16 protein-coding genes are annotated in these 17,950 nt (G+C 66.7%); 3 read left to right on the top strand and 13 right to left on the bottom strand.

Annotated elements, in window-relative coordinates; translation table 11 throughout:
- Positions 1 to 38: 38 nt before the first annotated feature.
- A complete protein-coding gene (locus GTK09_RS15980) occupies positions 39 to 1,319 on the top strand; it encodes an NAD(P)/FAD-dependent oxidoreductase (RefSeq protein WP_163464309.1) in 1,281 nt (426 codons plus the stop codon).
- Between the two features lie 282 nt (positions 1,320 to 1,601).
- Here GTK09_RS15980 and GTK09_RS15975 read toward each other — a convergent pair whose 3' ends face one another.
- The 8 genes from GTK09_RS15975 to GTK09_RS15940 form a co-directional block, all read right to left on the bottom strand.
- Positions 1,602 to 2,330: an SDR family oxidoreductase gene (locus GTK09_RS15975; protein WP_163464307.1), complete on the bottom strand. Its 729-nt coding sequence runs from the start codon at positions 2,328 to 2,330 to the stop codon at positions 1,602 to 1,604.
- A 50-nt stretch (positions 2,331 to 2,380) separates the two neighbouring features.
- Positions 2,381 to 3,223, bottom strand: a complete 843-nt coding sequence (locus GTK09_RS15970; RefSeq protein ID WP_163464306.1) for a carbohydrate ABC transporter permease — start codon at positions 3,221 to 3,223, stop codon at positions 2,381 to 2,383.
- A gap of 4 nt (positions 3,224 to 3,227) precedes the next feature.
- On the bottom strand, positions 3,228 to 4,127 hold the full coding sequence (locus GTK09_RS15965; RefSeq protein WP_163464304.1) for a carbohydrate ABC transporter permease: 900 nt from the start codon (positions 4,125 to 4,127) through the stop codon (positions 3,228 to 3,230).
- 101 nt (positions 4,128 to 4,228) lie between these two features.
- On the bottom strand, positions 4,229 to 5,476 hold the full coding sequence (locus GTK09_RS15960) for an ABC transporter substrate-binding protein (RefSeq protein ID WP_163464302.1): 1,248 nt from the start codon (positions 5,474 to 5,476) through the stop codon (positions 4,229 to 4,231).
- 189 nt (positions 5,477 to 5,665) lie between these two features.
- Complete coding sequence (locus GTK09_RS15955) at positions 5,666 to 6,814, bottom strand: ABC transporter ATP-binding protein (protein ID WP_163464300.1); 1,149 nt, start codon at positions 6,812 to 6,814, stop codon at positions 5,666 to 5,668.
- Positions 6,815 to 6,962: 148 nt separating this feature from the next.
- A complete protein-coding gene (locus GTK09_RS15950) occupies positions 6,963 to 7,907 on the bottom strand; it encodes a PfkB family carbohydrate kinase (RefSeq protein ID WP_163464298.1) in 945 nt (314 codons plus the stop codon).
- Positions 7,907 to 8,707 (bottom strand): class I fructose-bisphosphate aldolase, encoded by an 801-nt coding sequence (locus tag GTK09_RS15945; RefSeq protein ID WP_163464296.1) that lies wholly within the window; start codon positions 8,705 to 8,707, stop codon positions 7,907 to 7,909. Before GTK09_RS15945 ends, GTK09_RS15950 begins: the two co-directional genes overlap by 1 nt.
- A 66-nt stretch (positions 8,708 to 8,773) precedes the next feature.
- Positions 8,774 to 9,589, bottom strand: coding sequence for a sugar phosphate isomerase/epimerase family protein (locus GTK09_RS15940; protein WP_163464294.1), 816 nt, complete (start codon positions 9,587 to 9,589; stop codon positions 8,774 to 8,776).
- A 167-nt stretch (positions 9,590 to 9,756) separates the two neighbouring features.
- On the opposite strand from GTK09_RS15940, the gene GTK09_RS15935 reads away from it, so the two are divergent.
- Positions 9,757 to 10,905: a Gfo/Idh/MocA family protein gene (locus GTK09_RS15935; protein WP_163464292.1), complete on the top strand. Its 1,149-nt coding sequence runs from the start codon at positions 9,757 to 9,759 to the stop codon at positions 10,903 to 10,905.
- Positions 10,902 to 11,828 carry an alpha/beta hydrolase gene (locus GTK09_RS15930; protein ID WP_163464290.1) on the top strand — a complete coding sequence of 309 codons (927 nt, stop codon included), beginning with the start codon at positions 10,902 to 10,904 and terminating at the stop codon, positions 11,826 to 11,828. The genes GTK09_RS15935 and GTK09_RS15930 overlap by 4 nt, the downstream gene beginning before the upstream one ends.
- 909 nt (positions 11,829 to 12,737) lie before the next feature.
- Here the strand turns inward: GTK09_RS15930 and hpaI are convergent.
- The 5 genes from hpaI to hpaE all read right to left on the bottom strand — a co-directional run bounded on the left by hpaI (position 12,738) and on the right by hpaE (position 17,834).
- Positions 12,738 to 13,538, bottom strand: coding sequence for a 4-hydroxy-2-oxoheptanedioate aldolase (gene hpaI / locus GTK09_RS15925; protein ID WP_163464288.1), 801 nt, complete (start codon positions 13,536 to 13,538; stop codon positions 12,738 to 12,740).
- Between the two features lie 4 nt (positions 13,539 to 13,542).
- Positions 13,543 to 14,349: a 2-oxo-hept-4-ene-1,7-dioate hydratase gene (gene hpaH, locus GTK09_RS15920; protein WP_163464286.1), complete on the bottom strand. Its 807-nt coding sequence runs from the start codon at positions 14,347 to 14,349 to the stop codon at positions 13,543 to 13,545.
- On the bottom strand, positions 14,346 to 15,227 hold the full coding sequence (locus tag GTK09_RS15915; RefSeq protein ID WP_163464284.1) for a fumarylacetoacetate hydrolase family protein: 882 nt from the start codon (positions 15,225 to 15,227) through the stop codon (positions 14,346 to 14,348). Before GTK09_RS15915 ends, hpaH begins: the two co-directional genes overlap by 4 nt.
- Before the next feature lie 22 nt (positions 15,228 to 15,249).
- Positions 15,250 to 16,230 (bottom strand): 3,4-dihydroxyphenylacetate 2,3-dioxygenase, encoded by a 981-nt coding sequence (gene hpaD, locus GTK09_RS15910; protein WP_163464282.1) that lies wholly within the window; start codon positions 16,228 to 16,230, stop codon positions 15,250 to 15,252.
- An 86-nt stretch (positions 16,231 to 16,316) separates the two neighbouring features.
- Positions 16,317 to 17,834 (bottom strand): 5-carboxymethyl-2-hydroxymuconate semialdehyde dehydrogenase, encoded by a 1,518-nt coding sequence (gene hpaE, locus GTK09_RS15905; protein ID WP_163464280.1) that lies wholly within the window; start codon positions 17,832 to 17,834, stop codon positions 16,317 to 16,319.
- Positions 17,835 to 17,950 lie beyond the last annotated feature (116 nt).

Raw genomic sequence — 17,950 nt, 5'->3', positions numbered from 1 at the left:
GCGCTTTCCGCCGGCCCACGTCCGAAGGAACCCGTCCCATGCTGAACGACCCGCGTTCTCACGGCCTCTGGGAGCGTACAGCGCCACCGGCGCCGGTGACCCGGCCGCTCGGCACGGACCTTGGCGCCGACGTCGCCGTGGTCGGCGCGGGTTTCACCGGTCTGTCGGCGGCGCTCCACCTCGCCGAGGCCGGTCTGCGCGTGGCGGTGCTGGAAGCGGCCGAAATCGGCTTCGGCGGCTCGGGCCGCAATGTCGGCCTCGTCAACGCCGGAATGTGGGTAATGCCGGACGACCTCCCCGGCGTCCTCGGCGCGGTCCATGGCGAGCGGCTGCTCGACCTTCTCGGCGACGCACCCCGGCAGGTCTTCGAGCTGATCGATCGCCATCAGATCGCCTGCGAGAGCGAGCGCTCCGGAACGCTGCATCTCGGCGTCGGCAAGAAGGGCGCCGGGGAGCTCGCCGAGCGAGCCCGCCAGTGGCAGCAGCGCGGCGCCCCGGTCGAGCTCCTCGATGCGGACGAGGCGCGGCGGCTGACCGGCTCGCCGGCCTATTCCTGCGCCCTCCTCGACCGGCGGGCCGGCACCGTCCAGCCGCTCGCCTATGTCCGCGGCCTCGGCCATGCCGCCACTGCCGCGGGCGCCGAGATCTTCACGGCCAGCCCGGTCACCGAGACGAGCCGCGCCGGCGAAGGCTGGCGCCTCGCGACGCCCGGCGGTTCGGTGACGGCGGAGTGGGTGGTCGTCGCCACCAACGCCTATACCCGCACGCCCTGGCCGCAGATCCGCCAGGAGATCGTGCATCTGCCCTATTTCAACATCGCCACCCGGCCGCTGTCCTCGAACGTCGCCCGCTCCATCCTGCCGGAGCGCCAGGGCTGCTGGGACACCAAGGAAGTTCTCTCCTCCTTCCGCCTCGACCGGGCGGGCCGGCTAATCATCGGCAGCGTCGGCGCGCTCGAAGGGGCCGGGGCGAGCATTCATCGAAGCTGGGCCCGGCGCAGCCTGAGGCGGCTGTTTCCGCAACTCGGCGAGATCGAATTCGAGGCCGAATGGTACGGCCAGATCGGCATGACCGCCGACTCGCTGCCGAAGTTCCACCGCCTCGACGAGAAGGTGGTCTCCTTCAGCGGCTACAACGGCCGCGGCATCGCGCCGGGAACCGTCTTCGGCCACACCCTCGCCCGACACATCCTCGGCGAGCTCGCGGAAGAGGATCTGCCGCTGCCGGTGACGACGCCGGAGCCGCAGCGCCTGCGCCAGCTGCGCGAGGGCTACTACCGGCTCGGCAGCCAGATCGCCCACCTTTCCTCACGGATCTGACCGGATGGGGTCGACGGCCTCATGACGCCGGATGCGCGGTCCGAGCGCCGTGCCGATCATTGCGCCCGTCGCCTCGGCAATGCGGCGGCTGCCGGCCGAGACGGCGGCGCCGTGGCGCCATCGGGGCAGCGTCATCCCCAGCGCATCGACCAGCAGCGCCCATCGCTCCGGCCGCGGCCTCGTCGGCGGCCACTTGGGTTCGACCAGATATGGCGCCGCCACCGGGAGGCGATGGCGGCGGCCCGGCTGGCGCTGTTCCAGCCGCCATGCCAGCGCAGGCTGTTATACGGCGGTGAACCCGCCGTCGATCGGCAGCGTGACGCCGGATATCATCGAGGCGGCATCGGACAGGAGGAAGACGATCGGCGCGGCGATCTCGTCCTCGCTCGCCCAGCGGCCGAGTGGCATGGTCTCGAGAAACGGCTTCTCGATCTCCGGCTTGCCCCAGTACCAGGTCGACATCGGCGTCATCACCACCGTCGGGTTCACGCTGTTGACCCTGATGCCGTATTTCCCGAGTTCCAGCGCGGAAACGCGGGTGATGTTGTCCAGGGCGGCCTTGGACGAGCCGTAGGAGATGTGGCCCTTGAGGCCGACCAGCGATGCCTGGCTGGAGACGTTGACGAAGACGCCGCCGCGCCCGGCCGCGATCATCGCGCGGCTGGCATATTTCGTCACCAGCAGCGCGCCGCGGGCGTTGATCGACATGACCTTGTCGAAGACGTCGATGTCGGTGTCCATCGGCGTCGCGATCTCGCCGCCCCAGCCGCCGCAATTGACGACGCCGTAGATGTCGAGCCCCTCCAGCGCACCGCGGATTTCGTCCTCGGACTGGAGATCGAAGGGCAAGGTGCGGCTGCCCGTCGCCTTTGCGAGGCCGGCCAGCGCCTCCTCGTTGCGGCCATTGGCGATGACCTCGGCGCCGGCTTCCGTAAGCTGGCGGACTGTGGCGCCGCCGATGCCACCGCTGGCGCCGGTGACGAGGATCGGGCCCTTGTCGAACTTGTACATCGAGGATTCCTTCGTGGATTGTCTCGGGAGTCAGCGATCGCCCTGGGCGATCACTTCACCGAACCGGCGGCCATGCCGGCGAGGAAGTAGCGTTGGGCGATCAGATAGATGACCAGCAGCGGCAGGGAACCGAGCACGCTCATCGCCATCATCTGGTTCCACTCGAAGGCGTGCTGGCCCATCAGGAGCTGGATCCCGATCGGCACGGTGCGCATATCGGTCGACTTGGTCAGGGTCAACGCGAAGAGGAACTCGTTCCAGCACAGGAGAAACGTATATACCGAAGTGGCGACGATCCCGGGAACCGAGATCGGCACGATCACCCGCCACAGCGCCGTCCAGCTGGAGCCGCCATCGACGGCCACGGCCTCGTCGAGGTCGCGCGGCAGCGTGTTGAGATAGCCGGTCATCAGGAGGATCGCGTAAGGCAGGGTGAAGACGAGATAGGTCAGCACCAGCGCCGCGTAGGTGTCGAACAACCCGTAGGACACGACCAGTCCGAAGAACGGGATCAGCAGCGTGATCGGTGGCAGGGTCTGGGTGCTGATGATCAGCGTGCTCAGTGCCGCCTTGCCGCGGAAGGTGAAGCGACTGAAGCCGTAGGCCGCCAACAGTGCGATGAACACCGTCAGGATCGTGACGACTGCGGCGACGAGATAGCTGTTGAAGAAGAAGCGCAGCTTCACCGGGTCGGTCAGGATCGCGGCATAGGCCTCGAAGGTGAAGATCTTCGGCAGGATCGTCGGCGGCAGGGCGAAGATCTCGCCATTGGTCTTGAAGGAACTGGCGAGCATCCAGTAGATCGGGAAGGCGGCGAAGAAAAGGCCGGCGAACAGCCCGACATGAAGCGCCAGGGTGATCAGCTTTTCGCGTCTGGTATTGCGTCTCGCCATGGGTCTACCGGGCCTTCTGATGGCGGATGTAGAAGAGGGTGAGACCGATCGAGATGAGCAGGATCGTCACCGCGCTCGCCGCGGCCTGCGCCAGATTGTACTGGGAAAAGGCTAGCTTGTAGGTGTAGGTGCTGAGCACCTCGGTGGCGTAGATCGGGCCGCCACCGGTGGTCAGCCAGATCAGCGGGAAGACCTGCATCGTCCAGATGAAGTCGAGGAGCGAGATGCTGACGATGATCGGCATGAGCTGCGGGATGGTGATGAAGAACAGCTTCTGCGGACCGGTGGCGCCGTCGATGTCGGCGGCCTCGTAAAGGTCCTTCGGGATCCCCTGGAGACCGGCGAGAAGGCTGACCATGAACAGCGGGTAACCCGCCCAGATATTGGCGAAGGTCACGGCGTGAAGCGCCGTCTCGACCGATGAGAACCACTCGACCTTCGATCCGATGATGCCGAGGTCGATCAGAATGCTGTTGACGACGCCGTTGGGGTCGAGAAGCAGCCGCCAGATCACCGCGATGATCACCTGGGTGAACAGCCAGGGCAGGATATAAAGCACCCGCAACACGCTGCGCAGCATCGGGCTGATCCGGTCGCTGTTCAGCATCAGGGCGAAGGCGAGGCCGATCGTCATGTGCGCGACGACGCTGGCGATGGTGAAATACAAGGTATGCCAGAGCGAGGCCCAGAACACCTCGTCGCCGAAGATCGCCCGATAGTGCTTGAACCCGGCGAAGCTCGTGTCCGGCCGCAGGACGGCGCTTTCCTGGAAGGAATAGGTGATCACCATGCCCATGGGCAACAGCATCAGCAGTCCGACGACGAGAAGCGACGGCGAAAGGTAGAAATACGGGGCGACCTTCCGGCCGAGCTTGTAGTTCGCCTTCGGGCCCCGCGCGGTCATTGAGGTGCTCATCGGTCAAGTGGCCTGAAAGAACGCTTTGGAACGGGTGGGGGCGCAAGCGAACTCGCGCCCCCGGAGAGGTCTCGTCTCGGGTCGAGGCCTCAGAACTTCTCTATCCACTTGGCCTGGGCGGCCGCGGCGGTTTCTTCCGGCGTCTGCTGGCCTTCCAGCATCTTCTGGGTCTCGACGTCGAACTGGCGCATCAGGTCCACGGCTTCCGGCAAGCCGGTGAACTCGTTGGCGAGGTAGCCGGCCTGGAAGATCTCGAAGGCCTTGGCGAAGACCGGATCGGAGGTCACGAAGTCGGGCTTGGCGTTGACGTTGCCGGGAAAGGCATTGGCGAGCGACACGAGACGCGCATTGACGTCCTCGCGCATCATGTACTGCACCAGCTTCCAGGCCTCGTCCTTATGCTCGGTGGATTCGGAGATGCCGATACCCCAGGATGCGTAGGCCATCCCGCGCTTGCCTTCGTACCCCTCGACGACCGGCATCGGGATGACGTCGAAGTTGAGATCGGGATTGCGCTCGCGGATCAGGTTCACGTGGGCGAGCGTGTCGACCATCATGCCGATGCGCCCGTTGACGAATTCCTCGACCTTTTCCTGCTCGGTCTTCGAGGCGATGCCGGGCGAGATGACGCCGGCGTCGTTGAGATCTTTGACGAAGGTGAGCATGTCAAGGACCGGCGCCCCTTCGAGGGCGGGCTTGCCGTCGGCCATCATGCTCTCGCCCGATGCCCAGACCCAGGACATCATGTCGTTCAAGACGCTCGACGGCGACTGCAGCGACAGGGGTAGCGCCCAGCCGTACTTGTTCGCGTCCGCATTGGTCATCTTCTTCGCCGCTTCCAGAAATTCGGCGCGGGTCGAAGGCAGCCCGGTGACGCCGGCTTCCTTGGCGAAGTCGAGATTGACGAAGAGCGGATAGACGAAGGACGCCACGGGGAACATCACCGCCTTGTCGTCGATCTTGATGATGTCCGCGACCTGGCTCTTGTCGAAGTCAGTGCTTTCCATCAGCGGGTTCATGTCGGCGATCGCGTTCTGCGCCGACAGGCTGTTGACCCACGCGCCGTCGAGACCGACGACGTCGCTCATCGTACCGCTGGCCGCGCCGATGGCGATCTGGTCACGCGTCGTGGCATAGGGCCCGCTGATCAGATCGACCTTGATGTCAGGATTTTCCTTCTCGAAGTCGTCCATGATGGCACGCAGCGAGCCCTTCGGCAGCTCCGGCTCCCACCATTGCGAGAATTCGAGCGTGGTCTGCGCCATTGCGCCGGTGGCGCCGAGCAGCCAGATCGCGGTCGCGCCCTTCAAAAGGGTCATGGCTCTGCTGGTCTTCATAATCTTTCCTCCCTTGGTGTTCGCGGCATCCAGCCGCATGGTGATCTCGATGCGTCCGGGCCTCGTCCCTTGGGCTCTTCCCGGCCGTTGGTCCTGCCCCGCTGCTTGCCTCCGGCCCCGCGGCGAGCCGGGCCATTCCGCCATCCTCGTGCCCCTTCCCCAGTGTCCGCCCTGCCCTCCTCCCAGGCGTCAGCGAATGGCCAGATGCGTTTCCGGATCGAAGAAGTGCAGCTTCGAGCAGTCCACCGCCACGTCGATCCGGCTCCTGGCGTGGACGTCGCTCGCAGGCTCGAACCTTGCGACTGCATTCGACAGGCCGCCGAGCTCCTCGACGGCGTCGGGATCGCCGGAATCGACCGGCACCGCGTCGAGACGCAGATGCACCACGTGTTCCGAACCGAGTTCCTCGACCGTGACGACCTCTGCCGGAATGGCCTGATGGTCGCGGCCCGACGCCAGAGTGCTGTCGTAGAGGTCTTCCGGCCGGGCGCCGAAGACGATCTTGCGGCCGTCATAGCCGCGCAGCGCCGGCCGCTCCGACAGCACCGTGTCGGGCAGCTGCAAGGCGAAGCCCGGCGCCTGCAGCGTTCCGCGGCTCAACTCGGCTTCGAAGAGGTTCATCGACGGCGACCCGATGAAGCCGGCGACGAAGGCGTTGACGGGCGCATCATAGAGCCGCTTCGGCGTATCCACCTGCTGCAGCACGCCGCCCTTCATGACGGCGACGCGGTCGCCCATGGTCATGGCTTCGGTCTGGTCGTGAGTGACGTAGATGGTCGTCACCCCGAGCTGGCGCTGCAGGCTGGCGATCTCCGCGCGCATCTGCACCCTCAGCTTGGCGTCGAGGTTCGACAGCGGCTCATCCATCAGGAAGGCCGCCGGCTCGCGCACCATGGCGCGCCCCATGGCGACGCGCTGGCGCTGCCCGCCGGATAGGTTCGCCGGCTTGCTGTCCAGAAGCTCGGTCAGCTGGAGCGTCTTGGCGATCTCGTCGACCCGCTGCTTGCGTTCGGCCTTCTTCTTGCCGGCAAGCCGCATCGAAAAGCCGATGTTCTCGAAGACGGTCATGTGCGGATAGAGCGCGTAGGACTGGAACACCATGGCGATGTCCCGGTCCTTGGGGGCCATGTCCACCACGTCCCGGCCGCCGATGTACAAATGGCCGCTGGTGATGTCCTCCAGCCCCGCGATCATGCGGAGCGCGGTCGACTTCCCGCAGCCGGACGGGCCGACCAGGATCAGAAACTCGCCGTCGGCGATCTCCAGATTGAGGTTCTGGATTGCCTTGAAGCTGTTTCCATACGTCTTGCAGATGTTCTCAAGAACGACCTCAGCCATCCGTCTCCTCCCGATGCCGCCAACCTCTGCGGGATGTGCGTCATGTCTTCGGCTTACCTGACCCCTCGCCAGCGTCGGTCGCCTGTTCTTCTCTCGACAATACGGCAAACGTTACAAATCGCAAATTAAAAAATTACGAGATGTAAAATTAACGCACCTCCACTTCGGATCGCAGATCGCGAAAGCCGGGCGCATCGTCCCGACCGAGCAATTGCTCGACGGCCTCGGCGGATGGCAGTGCCTCTCGTCCGCCACGTCCACCCACGGAGATCGCCGCCGTCGCTGCCGCGAAGCGGACGCAGTCGCCGATGCTGCGCTTTTGAACGAGGGCATGGGCATAGGCGCCGTGGAAGCAGTCTCCCGCCCCCGTCGTGTCGACCACGGCGACGGGATGCGCCGGCAGATGCCGCGGGCGACCGCCCGCCTCCAACAAATAGGCGCCCTCGGCGCCGTCCGTCAGGATCACCGCCGAGCGCGTGTCCGACCACAGGTCCGCCAAGACGTCTCCGGGCGCCTGCCGCCGGGTATGGCGCCGCGCAAAGCCGATCGGCAGCACCAGGTGGTCCGAAACTTCCAGCAGAAGGTTCGTGGCCTCCCCGGCCGTCCACTCGATGTCCGCGATGACCGGCACACCGAGGTCGCGCGCCCGTCGCACGACATCGGACGAACGGATGGCATAGCCGTCGATCAGCAGCGCTCCGGCGGCCGTCAGGATCGCATCCGACAGGTCGGGCGACGTGCCGAGCCGCACGTCGTCGTCATAGGCAATGAACCGGTCGCCGTCCGAGCCGACCGTGATGGTCGCCCGGATCGGCTGGCAGCCGGCCGCACGGGGCGCATCGTCGAGGCGCACGCCGCTGGCCCGCAGTTCCTGGACTACCTCATCATCGGGAGCCTCGTTCAGCCAGCCGACGAAGCTCGCCGCACCGCCCAGCCGGGCGACGGCGACGAGCGCCGTCGCGACGTTGCCGCCGAAGGCGCGGGTGCGGCGAAGCACACGACCCTTACCGGCCTGAAGCGGCGCGTCGACATAGATGATGTCGTCGACCGACAGCGCGCCGAAGCCGATGACCGGGCGCGCCGGCCTCTCCATCAGTCCTTGGCCCGCTTCAATGCGTCTTCCGCGGCGAGCCCGTCATGGATGACGCCGCGAAACGCGCGCGCCGACATCGTCGGATCGCCGTGGCCCCACAGATTGCGCCCGACGACCGCGCCGCGGGCACCCGCCTGGATCGCCTCGGCGGTCTGCTCCAGCGCGCCGAGAAGCGTCTCGGTCTTGGGGCCACCGGCGATCACCACCGGAACCGGGCTGGTGCGCACGGTTTCCTTGTAGCTCTCGAAGTCGCCGGTATAGCCGATCTTGATGACGTCGACGCCGGTCTCGATGCCGATCCGGGCTGCGTAAGCGATTTCTTCCGGGGTGAAGACGATCTTGCAGCCGTCGGAGTAGTCGCGTGGATAGATGTGGGCGACGACGGGCATGCCGAAGCGCGCCGCGGCGTTGACGGAATCGGTGAGCCAGCGGATGTAGCGCCCCTCGGTGGCGCCGCGCACCGGGATGGCGACGGCCAAAGCGTCGGCGCCCATCCGCACCGCATCCTCGGGGGTCGCGATCAGCTCGCTGATCCGATCGTCCGGCGTGAAGCAGCCCGCCTGGATCACCAGCGACGCCTTGCCCGCATAACGCGGCCAGAGCGTGCGCGCCGCACCCGGCTGGATGCTGACGTAATCCGGCTTGCCCTGCATGACGCGCTCCAGCGCGCCCGGCAGATCGGCAAGGCCGCCATAGCGCACATCGCCATAGCCGACGAAGTGGTCGACAGCGCCGCCGAACAGGTTTCCGGAAGGGTGGGAAAACAGGCGCGCAAGGCGCACCGCCGTACCGAGAGTCATCTCAAGTCTCCAAGGATTTGGAATGTTAGATCGGGGCTTCGCACCATCGACCGGCCCCGTCGGGCCTCATGCCTGCGTCAGCGCGCGCATGGTCTCGAAGTTGCGGCGAACCGCATTGGCCGGATCTTTGCCTGCCTCGTCGGATTCTTCCTCGACGACGATCCAGCCGTTGAAGCGGGGTGCCCTCTTGGCGGCATCGAGTACGGCCGCCACGTCGCAGACGCCCGCGCCGAGCATCGCCCAGGTGCCTTCAGCCGTGACGTCCTTCAGGTGGACGTAGCGGATGCGGTGGGCGAAATCGCCGAAGGTTGCGAGGAGATCCTGGCCGCCGCGCAGGATGTGTCCGGTGTCGGGCACCCAGCCGACGGTGTCGTCCAGAAGCGAGAAAATCCGGTCGTAGTCGGCCTTGTCGAACAGAAGCGTGTTCTCGTGGGACGACGGATGCAATGCGAGATCGACACCTGCCGCGCGGGCGATCTTGGCCGAATGGTTGTAAATGTCCGCGGCACGGCCGATCTTGTCGGCGCGCGGGCCTTCCGACATCGCCGTCGCCGAGCCCATCGACAGGACGGCGCCCGGAAAGCGGGCCGCGAAGTCTGCCCATTTGCGGCAGGCCTCATAGTCGGCCTCGGCCAGGTCCGGCTCGCTGAAACCGCCATCAGAGCCGTAGGCGAAGGCGGCGAGCGCCAGGCCGGCCTCGTCGAGGCGCTTTGCGAAGGCGTCCGGCCGATCGGCATAGTGGCCGATCATCGTGTCGGTGATCTCGATGCCTTCGTAGCCGGCGGCCGCGATCGCCTCGACCAGGTCGTCCGGCCCGCCCGTCCAGCCGTCGCCGAGCATTTCCCACGTGAATGTCTGGCACGCAAGGCGCTCTGTCGCCATGGTTTTCCTCCCTCTCCCGGCGCTCCTTCGCATGAAGGGAGCGCTCCCCCGCGCGCCGCTTCCGAGCGCTTCGGGCCGACAACTCGATGGCCCGAGCTAACTTGTTTTTTTACAGATCGTCAAATAAAAATATACGAAACCAAAAAATTTGGATTGGAGGACATCTCATGTCGAAAGCCGTCCCGGATCAACTCAGGATCGGCGTCGTGGGCTGCGGGAACATCTCACACGCCTATCTGCACAACGCGGCGATGTTTGCGGGATTGCGGCCAGTGGCCTGCGCCGATATCAACCTAGAAGCTGCGAAGGCCCGCGCCGGAGCTTTCGGAATCAAGGCGATGAGCCCCGAGGCGCTGATCGCCTCGCCCGAGGTCGATCTCGTCCTCAATCTCACCGTACCCGCCGCCCATTTCGCCATCTCGATGCAGGCGCTCGAAGCGGGCAAGCACGTCTTCACCGAAAAGCCACTTGCCACCACGGTCGGCGACGGTCGCAAGCTGGTCGCAGCGGCCAAGGCTTGCGGGCTTTCGATCGGCTCGGCGCCCGATACCTTCCTCGGCGCGGCAGGGCGTCATGCCCGCCGGCTGATCGAGAGCGGCGCCATCGGCCGGCCGGTCACCGGAACCGCCTTCATGATGGGCCGCGGCATGGAGCACTGGCACCCCGATCCGGCCTTCTACTACCAGCCCGGCGGCGGGCCGGTCCTCGATATGGGGCCGTATTATCTCAGCATGCTGGTCAATCTGCTCGGCCCCGTCCACCGGGTGCAGGCGCTCTCGACCAGCGCCCACAAGGAGCGGCTCCTGACGGCCGAAGGTCCGTTGAAAGGCACCCGCATCCCCGTCGGCACGCCCACCAGCGTCTCCTCGCTGCTCGAATTTGCCAGCGGCACGCAGATCACCTTCGTCGCCTCCTGGGACGTCTATCGCCACTCGAACCGCCAGATCGAACTGCACGGCAGCGAAGGCTCGCTCGGCCTGCCCGATCCCGACAACTTCTCCGGCGTCGTGAGCCTGTCCGATCAGGGCGCGCCCTGGCAGGATCTCGACACCGCGTCCCTGCCCTTCGGCGCGCTCAACTGGCCGCTGGAAGCCCCCGATCGTGGCAACTACCGGATGCTCGGCCTCGCCGATCTGGCGCGATCTTTGATCGAGGGCCGCGCACCGCGAGCCTCGGGGGACCTTGCTTTGCATGTCCTTGAGGTGATGGAAGCGATTCTCAGGGCCGGCGAGACGGGCGAAAGCATCACCGTCGAACCCGCCGACTGCCAGCCCCGTCCCCTCGCCGAGGCAGAGGCCGAAGAGCTCCTGAAATGAGCGGCCTCGACGCATCCGCCGCCGCCGCGCTGCGTGTCATGGCCGAGGCCGGTGCTCCGTCGCTGGCGGATCTGACGCCGCAAGCGGCCCGCCTCCAGTACGATCAGGGTTACGCCGCCCTGCAACTGCCCCATGAGGAGGTCGCGGAAGCGACTGTCGAAAGCTGGCAGGGCTTGCGCGTCAAGATCTGGCGCGGCCACGGCGCGCCGCGTTCGGGCGGACGGGCCCTGCTCTATCTCCATGGCGGCGGCTGGGTCATCGGCGCGATCGAATCCCACGAGGAGATCTGCCGGCGCATCGCCAACCGGACAGGCTCCGTCGTGATCGCGCCGGACTACCGGCTGGCGCCCGAAACGCCCTTCCCCGGCGCGATCGAGGACTGCGTGGCAGCTCTCCGCCATCTGCACGAGAAGGCCGACACCCTCGCCGTCGATCCGGCGCGGATCGCCGTCGGCGGCGACAGCGCCGGCGGCAATCTCGCCGCCGTCCTCGCCCTCCTGGCGAAGGACGGCGCGGCCCCGGCCATTGCGGCGCAGCTCCTGATCTATCCGAACACCGACCAGGCCCAGAACGGCGAGAGCTTCCGTCGCTTCGCCGAAGGCTTTGGCCTGTCAGCCCGGGAAATGGCCTGGTTCCGCTCGCACTACCTGCCGACGCCGGAAGCCTGGCAGGACTGGCTCGCCGCCCCGCTCCTGGCACCGTCTCTTCATGGTATCGCCCCGGCTGCCGTCATCCTGGCGGGCCACGACGTGCTCTATTCCGAAGGCGCGGCCTATGCCGCGAGACTGGAAGCCGAAAGCCGTGCAAGCGTCCGCTGCTGGCCGGGGCAAATCCACGGCTTCCTGTCCCTGTCGGCGCTGATCCCGGAAGCGAACGAAGCCCTCGACTGGCTCTGCGACAGGTGGATGCAACTCGGCGGATGATCCTCGTCGGATCGAAACGGCCGGGCGCTGATCTGCCGAAGATGCCTCAGAACGGCCCTCCGCCAGGTGATCCGGCGGTCAAGGCCGCGGCGCCGGGCGTGCGGTTGACATTCGTCGTCCACTCCAAAGCAAGGTGTGCCCGCCGGCATTCCACGGGCACGGCGAGGACGGGCTACGCGACCTCCATCGGTTCGGGCAGACTTTCATACGCTGGGCCGCGTAAGGCGGAATTGCCGCATGCATCGAGCAGCGTCAATATCCCGCACACAGACGACGAAACGGGGACGGCAGCGCCTCGCTCTTCGGCAGACCAGAACGAAAAACGCAGCCGGAATAGCCGCTTGCAGCACGTCACACGCTCGTGACCGCCAGACTTATCCCCACCCCCGGCTGTGCCCCCACAATTCCCTTGCCGTCTTCCCGAGGGGCACGGACGATCGCCGGGATCGTTCGGGAGGACGGGCGGTGTCCGCGGCGCGACCCCTTCCGGAGGGTGTTCGCGACTCGGACGGGTTCGAGGCTCCGCCGACCCCTCGCCCACTACGAGGCGGGTGCGGATTGGTCCGCTTGAAGGAGAGGCCCTGAAAAGGGGAATCTCGTGAAGCGTCGGCAGCCGGTTTTCCAACCCGCCACCCGGCCGGAGGCGCAAGTCGAGGGCCGGGCGGGTGACGAAGGCCACAAGGGCCCGAAAAGACATCGCGCGGGACGCCGGAGGCGGGCCGTAAGCATATCGAAGTTCGGAGGGCCTGCCTCCGGCGTTCCGCTGTCCGTCCGCTCGGGCGAATGGTGCGACAAGGCGGCCCGGCTCCCCTCGGGAGACGGGCGGATCGCATGGGCCAAGACCGGCGCGCCTCGCGCCGCCGGGGAGTTTGGCGCGCCCGGGGGTATGAGCGGCGTCGATGCCGCGCTTCAGTAGCCGCCGCCCTTGCCCGGCTCCCCACCTTCGCTCCTGAACCGCCGCAGAAGCTCCGTCCCGCCGCGCATCAGCAGCGAGACGTCCGTGCCGACGGCGACGAAGTCGGCGCCGAGCGCCAGGACGGCGTCGGCGAAGTCGGGGGTGGTGGCGAGCGTGCCCGCCGCCTTGCCGCTCGCCTTGATCCGCTTCAGCCCGTCGTCGACCGCCGCCCGGACATCCGGATGGACGGGATTGCCGAGATGGCCCATGTCGGCGGCAAGGTCCGAGGGGCCGATGAACAGGCCGTCGACGCCGTCGACGGCCGCAATGTCCTCGATCGCGGCGAGGCCCTTCACCGTCTCGATCTGGAGGATCAGGCAGATCTCGGCATTGGCCGTCGGCAGATAGTCGGCGATGCGGTTGAAGGCTGACGCCCGGGCCAGCGCCGCGCCGACGCCGCGCACACCATCGGGCGGATAGCGCGTCGCGCGCACCAGTTGGCGCGCCTGCTCGGCACTCTCGACCATCGGGATCAGCAGCGTCTGGGCGCCGATGTCGAGCATTTGCTTGATCAGATACGTCTCGCCGATCGGCAGGCGTACGACAGGCGAGGAGGTCGAGTTCGCCAGCGCCTGAAGCTGGGCGAGAACGAGCGGCAGGTCGTTGGGCGCGTGCTCGCCGTCGACGAGCAGCCAGTCGAAGCCGAGCCCGCCGACCACTTCCGCCGAATAGGGATTGGCCAACGCCACCCACAGGCCGATCTGCGGATCGACGCTTTTCAGGCGCTGCTTGAAGATGTTGATCGGTGCGGGCATGGGCTCACTCGAAATGAAGGCTCACCGAGCCGTAGGGGCCGAAATCGGCTGTGATCGTGTCGCCATGGCGCGCCTCGATCGGCCGGATGAAGGAGCCGGACAGGACCACCTCGCCGGCCGCGATCTTGGAGCCGTATTCGGCAAGGCGGTTGGCGAGCCAGACGATGCCGGTGCCGGGATGGTTGAGCACCCCCGCGCCGAGCCCGGTTTCTTCGACCTCGGCATTGCGAGAGACGATCGCGCCGATCCAGCGCATGTCGGCCTCGAGCGGGCGCACCGGCCGGCCGCCCATGACGATGCCGGCATTGGCGGCGTTGTCGGCGACGGTGTCGAAGATCGTCCGCGCCTTGCCGGTGACGGGGTCGGCACGCACGACGCGGGTGTCGAGAATTTCCAGCGCCGGCACGATGTAGTCGGTGGCGTTGAGGACGTCGAACAACGTCACCCCCGGCCCTTCGAGCGGCGCCTTCATGACGAAGGCGATCTCGGCCTCGACCCGCGGCTGGATGAAGCGACCGGCGGGGATGCGGCTGCCGTCGGCAAAGACCATGTCGTCGAAGAGGACGCCGGAATCGGGCGTCGCAATATTCAGCGCCGCCTGCATGGCCTTGGAGGTGAGGCCGATCTTCCAGCCTTTTCGCACCCGCCCGGCCGATTCCTTCAGCTTCACCAGCGCGCCCTGGACCTTGTAGGCCTCGGCGAGACCGGCCTGCGGAAAGCGCTGGCTGAGCAGTGGGATCTGGCTTCGCGTCCGCTCGGCCTCGAAGAGTTCTGCGGCCATCCGGGCGACGTCTTCGTCCCGCAACGTCATGCAGCGCCCCCCTCGCCTTCGTCTCGCACACCGTTGACCAACGTGCCGAGCCCGGTGGCGGCGACTTCGACCATGTCACCAGGCTTCAGCCACACCGGCGGGTCGAGCCGGGCGCCAGCCCCGGTCGGCGTTCCGGTGACGATCATGTCGCCGGGAACCAGCGTCGTGAAGGTGGAGATGTAGGCGATGAGTTTGGCGAAGGGGAAGATCATCCGCGACGTCCGGTCGCTCTGCCGCAACTCGCCATTCACCCGGGTCGTCAGTTCGATGTCGGCGATCTGATCCTCGCCGGTGAAGGGCACGAACCACGGACCGATGGCGCCGCTGCCGTCGAAGTTCTTGCCCTGGGTGACGTTGAACTTGGCGTGGCGCACCCAGTCGCGCAGCGTGCCTTCGTTGCAGAGGCTGAGTCCGGCAATGTGGGACAGGGCGTGGGCTTCGGGGATATGGCGCCCCGCCTTGCCGATGACGATGACCACCTCGCCCTCATAATCGAGCTGCTCGGAGGCCTTCGGCCGGGTCAGCGGCACCTGATGGCCGACGAAGGACCGGGCGAAGCGGGGAAACAGCGAGGGGTTGGGCGGGGCTTCCTGGCCGTCCTTGTACTCGCCATTGCGATCCGGGTAGTTCACCCCGACGCAGATGATCTTTTCGGCATTCGGCACCGGGATGTCGAAACCGACGTCGGCTTCCGCCATGTCGGGCGACAGCGCCTCGCCCGCCGCGACCAGCCTGTCGACCGCGCCGGCCTCGATCACGGCCCGAAGGTCCGGCCACTCGCTGCCGTGCCGGGCCGAGAGGTCGACGATGCCACCGTCCCTGGCGAGGCCGTAGCCGGGTTTTCCGCCGGCGATGAAGCTGAGGAGCCGTGCCGTCATGATCGTTCCTTCGTCGGCCATCTCAAGGGGCGATGATCGGCTGGGCGGCGAGATCGGAATCGGTCAGTTCCGCGCCGGAAAACAGCGAGCCTTCATGGAACCAGGAGCGCGGCGCCGGAGCCCCCCAGAGCGTCTGGCGCTGCGGATCCTTGAGGTCCCACTTGATCGGTTCGAGATCGGGGTCGACCGTCTGGTAGTCCGAGCAGTAGATCTCGATCCGGTGGCCGTCGGGATCGCGGACATAGAGAAAGAAGGCGTTGGAGATGCCGTGCCGACCGGGGCCACGCTCGATGTTCTGCAACCAGCCTGTGGTCGACATCAGGTCGAGAAGGTCGATGATGGCGAGCGGCGTCGGCACCCAGAAGGCGGTATGGTGCAGCCGCGGGCCGCGGCCGTTGGTGAAGGCGATGTCGTGGACCCCGCCCTTGCGATGCGCCCAGGCCGCCCAGAGCCGGCCGCTTTCCTCGTCCTCGGTATATTCCGTCACGCGGAAGCCGATCTCGTTGTAGAAGGCGACCGCCTCGTCGACATTCTGCGAAAAGACGTTGAAATGGTCGATGCGCAGCGGCTTCACGCCCTTGTAGAGCGCATATTGCTGATGGATCGGCGGCAGCCTGTCCATCTTGCAGTAGAATTCCAGCGGAATGCCCTGCGGGTCGCGGGTCTGGAAGGTCTTGCCCTGATAGGGCCGCTCAACCCACTCGACCGGAAGCTCCCGCCCCCCGAAAAACGCCGCCGCCCGGTCGAGATCCTCCTCGTCGAAGACCTTGAAACCGAGGTGCCGCGCTTCGCCCGCCGCGGCCTTGCGCAGGACGATGCAGTGATGGCCGCGCTCCTCGAGCGCCCTCAGATAGATCACATCGCTCGTCTCGTCGGTGACCTGCAGGCCGAGCGTGTCGACGTAGAAGGCGCGCGACTTGCCGAGATCGGTGACCAGAAGCTCGACATGGCTCAGGCGGACGATGTTGAACGGGGGATAGAGTTGCGGCTTGGGTATGGGCATGACGGTTTCCTCCCGGCTGGCGGAGCGGCTGGACGCGCGGACCGACGCGATCCAACCGCCTGAAAAGTCTTCGATCGTCCCGGCAGTCAGCCGCCGAGCTTGGGGATGCGATGGGCGGACGTCGCGAAGGCGACGTTCTTGGTTTCCATGTAGAAGTCGAAGGACCAGTCGCCGCCGTCGCGGCCGATGCCCGAGCTTTTCACCCCGCCAAAGGGCGTCGGCAGGTGGCGGACGTTCTCGGAGTTCACCCAGATCATCCCGGCTTCGAGCGCATCGGAAAAGCGGAAGGCGCGGGTGACGTCGGAAGTCCAGAGATAGCCGGTGAGGCCGTAGTCGACGTCATTGGCGATCTCGAGCGCCTCTTGTTCGTCCTTGAAGGAAATCGCCGACAAGACCGGGCCGAAGATTTCTTCCTGGGCGACGCGCATGTCGTTCGACACGCCGGTGAACAGCGTCGGCGCGACGTAGCAGCCGCCCCCTGGCCCCTGGACCTTTTCGCCGCCCGCGGCGATCGTCGCTCCCTCCTGCCGGGCGACGTCGAAATAGGAGAGCACCTTCTTCTCGTGCACCGGATGGATCAGCGGGCCGACGACGGTTTCGGGGTCCAGCGGATGGCCGATCCTGATCGCCTTCGCCTTTTCCGCAACCCTGCCCACGAACGCGTCATAGATCGGTGCCTCGACCAGAAGCCGCGAGGACGAGGTGCAGCGCTCGCCATTGAGCGAGTAGATCATGAAGACCGCCGCATCGACGGCGCGGTCGAGATCGGCGTCGGCGAAGACGATCACCGGATTCTTGCCGCCGAGCTCGAAATGCACCCGCTTCAGGGTGTCGGCGCCCTGGCGCATGATCATCGAGCCGGTGCGGCTTTCACCGACGAAGCCGATGGCCTTGATGTCCGGATGTTCGGTCAGCGCCTTGCCGGCATCCTCTCCGAAGCCGTTGACGAGGTTCCAGACGCCTTTCGGAAGGCCGGCCTCTTCGGCGATCTCGACGAGGAGACGGGCGGTCAGGGGCGAGAACTCGGCCGGCTTGTGGACGATGGTGCAGCCCGCCGCCAGCGCCGGCGCGATCTTCCAGGTGGACAACATGAACGGCGTGTTCCAGGGGGTGATCACCCCGACCGGGCCGATCGGCGAGCGGGTGGTGACGTTGATCTGGCCCGTCGTCCGAAGCGAGGCGCCGTCACGTGCGGCTGGCGCCCTGTCGGCGAAGAAGCGGAAGTTCTCCGCCCCGCGCAGCGCCGCCTTCGACATGAAGCGCCAGGCCTGGCCGGTGTCCATGCATTCGACGAGGGCGATCTCTTCGGCCCGTGCGACGATGGCGTCGGCGACCTTGTGGAGGATCTTCTTGCGCTCGTCGCCCGAGATCGCCGCCCAGGCCGGGAACGCCGCCTTCGCCGCCTTGGCCGCCCGGTCGACGTCCGCCGTCTTGCCGTGGGCGACGCGCGCCAGCGGCTTCAGATCGACCGGCGAGATCGTCTCGAAGGTTTCGCCGTCCGCTGCTTCGACCGCCTCGCCGCCGATCTGGTTGGCGACGATGCCTTCGCTGAACCTTGCCAGATGGCGCTCGGCCTTGGCGAGATGGGTGTCGAAATCGCTCATCACGTGGTCCTTCGTCCGTTGCGGCCGCCGACGGAAGCGTCGATCTCCGCCTTGTTCCGCCAGGCCCGGACAGCGGCGGACGACGACCGCCCGCCAGCCATCCGCAGCCGCGGGCT

The sequence above is a fragment of the Jiella pacifica genome (assembly GCF_010500815.1).
GTDB classification, from domain to species: domain Bacteria; phylum Pseudomonadota; class Alphaproteobacteria; order Rhizobiales; family Rhizobiaceae; genus Jiella; species Jiella pacifica.
The sequence above is the reverse complement of the archived record's forward strand: the minus strand, read 5'-3'. Positions and strand labels throughout refer to the sequence as shown.

Excerpts from the sequence above, each read along its gene's own strand:
- GTK09_RS15980 (WP_163464309.1), top strand. The coding sequence starts at position 39 with ATGCTGAACGACCCGCGTTCTCACGGCCTCTGGGAGCGTACAGCGCCA.
- hpaH (WP_163464286.1), bottom strand. The coding sequence starts at position 14,349 with ATGACGTTGCGGGACGAAGACGTCGCCCGGATGGCCGCAGAACTCTTC.
- GTK09_RS15975 (WP_163464307.1), bottom strand. The coding sequence starts at position 2,330 with ATGTACAAGTTCGACAAGGGCCCGATCCTCGTCACCGGCGCCAGCGGT.
- GTK09_RS15955 (WP_163464300.1), bottom strand. The coding sequence starts at position 6,814 with ATGGCTGAGGTCGTTCTTGAGAACATCTGCAAGACGTATGGAAACAGC.
- GTK09_RS15950 (WP_163464298.1), bottom strand. The coding sequence starts at position 7,907 with ATGGAGAGGCCGGCGCGCCCGGTCATCGGCTTCGGCGCGCTGTCGGTC.
- hpaD (WP_163464282.1), bottom strand. The coding sequence starts at position 16,230 with ATGCCCATACCCAAGCCGCAACTCTATCCCCCGTTCAACATCGTCCGC.
- GTK09_RS15940 (WP_163464294.1), bottom strand. The coding sequence starts at position 9,589 with ATGGCGACAGAGCGCCTTGCGTGCCAGACATTCACGTGGGAAATGCTC.
- GTK09_RS15915 (WP_163464284.1), bottom strand. The coding sequence starts at position 15,227 with ATGACGGCACGGCTCCTCAGCTTCATCGCCGGCGGAAAACCCGGCTAC.
- GTK09_RS15960 (WP_163464302.1), bottom strand. The coding sequence starts at position 5,476 with ATGAAGACCAGCAGAGCCATGACCCTTTTGAAGGGCGCGACCGCGATC.
- GTK09_RS15945 (WP_163464296.1), bottom strand. The coding sequence starts at position 8,707 with ATGACTCTCGGTACGGCGGTGCGCCTTGCGCGCCTGTTTTCCCACCCT.
- GTK09_RS15930 (WP_163464290.1), top strand. The coding sequence starts at position 10,902 with ATGAGCGGCCTCGACGCATCCGCCGCCGCCGCGCTGCGTGTCATGGCC.
- GTK09_RS15965 (WP_163464304.1), bottom strand. The coding sequence starts at position 4,127 with ATGACCGCGCGGGGCCCGAAGGCGAACTACAAGCTCGGCCGGAAGGTC.
- hpaE (WP_163464280.1), bottom strand. The coding sequence starts at position 17,834 with ATGAGCGATTTCGACACCCATCTCGCCAAGGCCGAGCGCCATCTGGCA.
- GTK09_RS15970 (WP_163464306.1), bottom strand. The coding sequence starts at position 3,223 with ATGGCGAGACGCAATACCAGACGCGAAAAGCTGATCACCCTGGCGCTT.
- hpaI (WP_163464288.1), bottom strand. The coding sequence starts at position 13,538 with ATGCCCGCACCGATCAACATCTTCAAGCAGCGCCTGAAAAGCGTCGAT.
- GTK09_RS15935 (WP_163464292.1), top strand. The coding sequence starts at position 9,757 with ATGTCGAAAGCCGTCCCGGATCAACTCAGGATCGGCGTCGTGGGCTGC.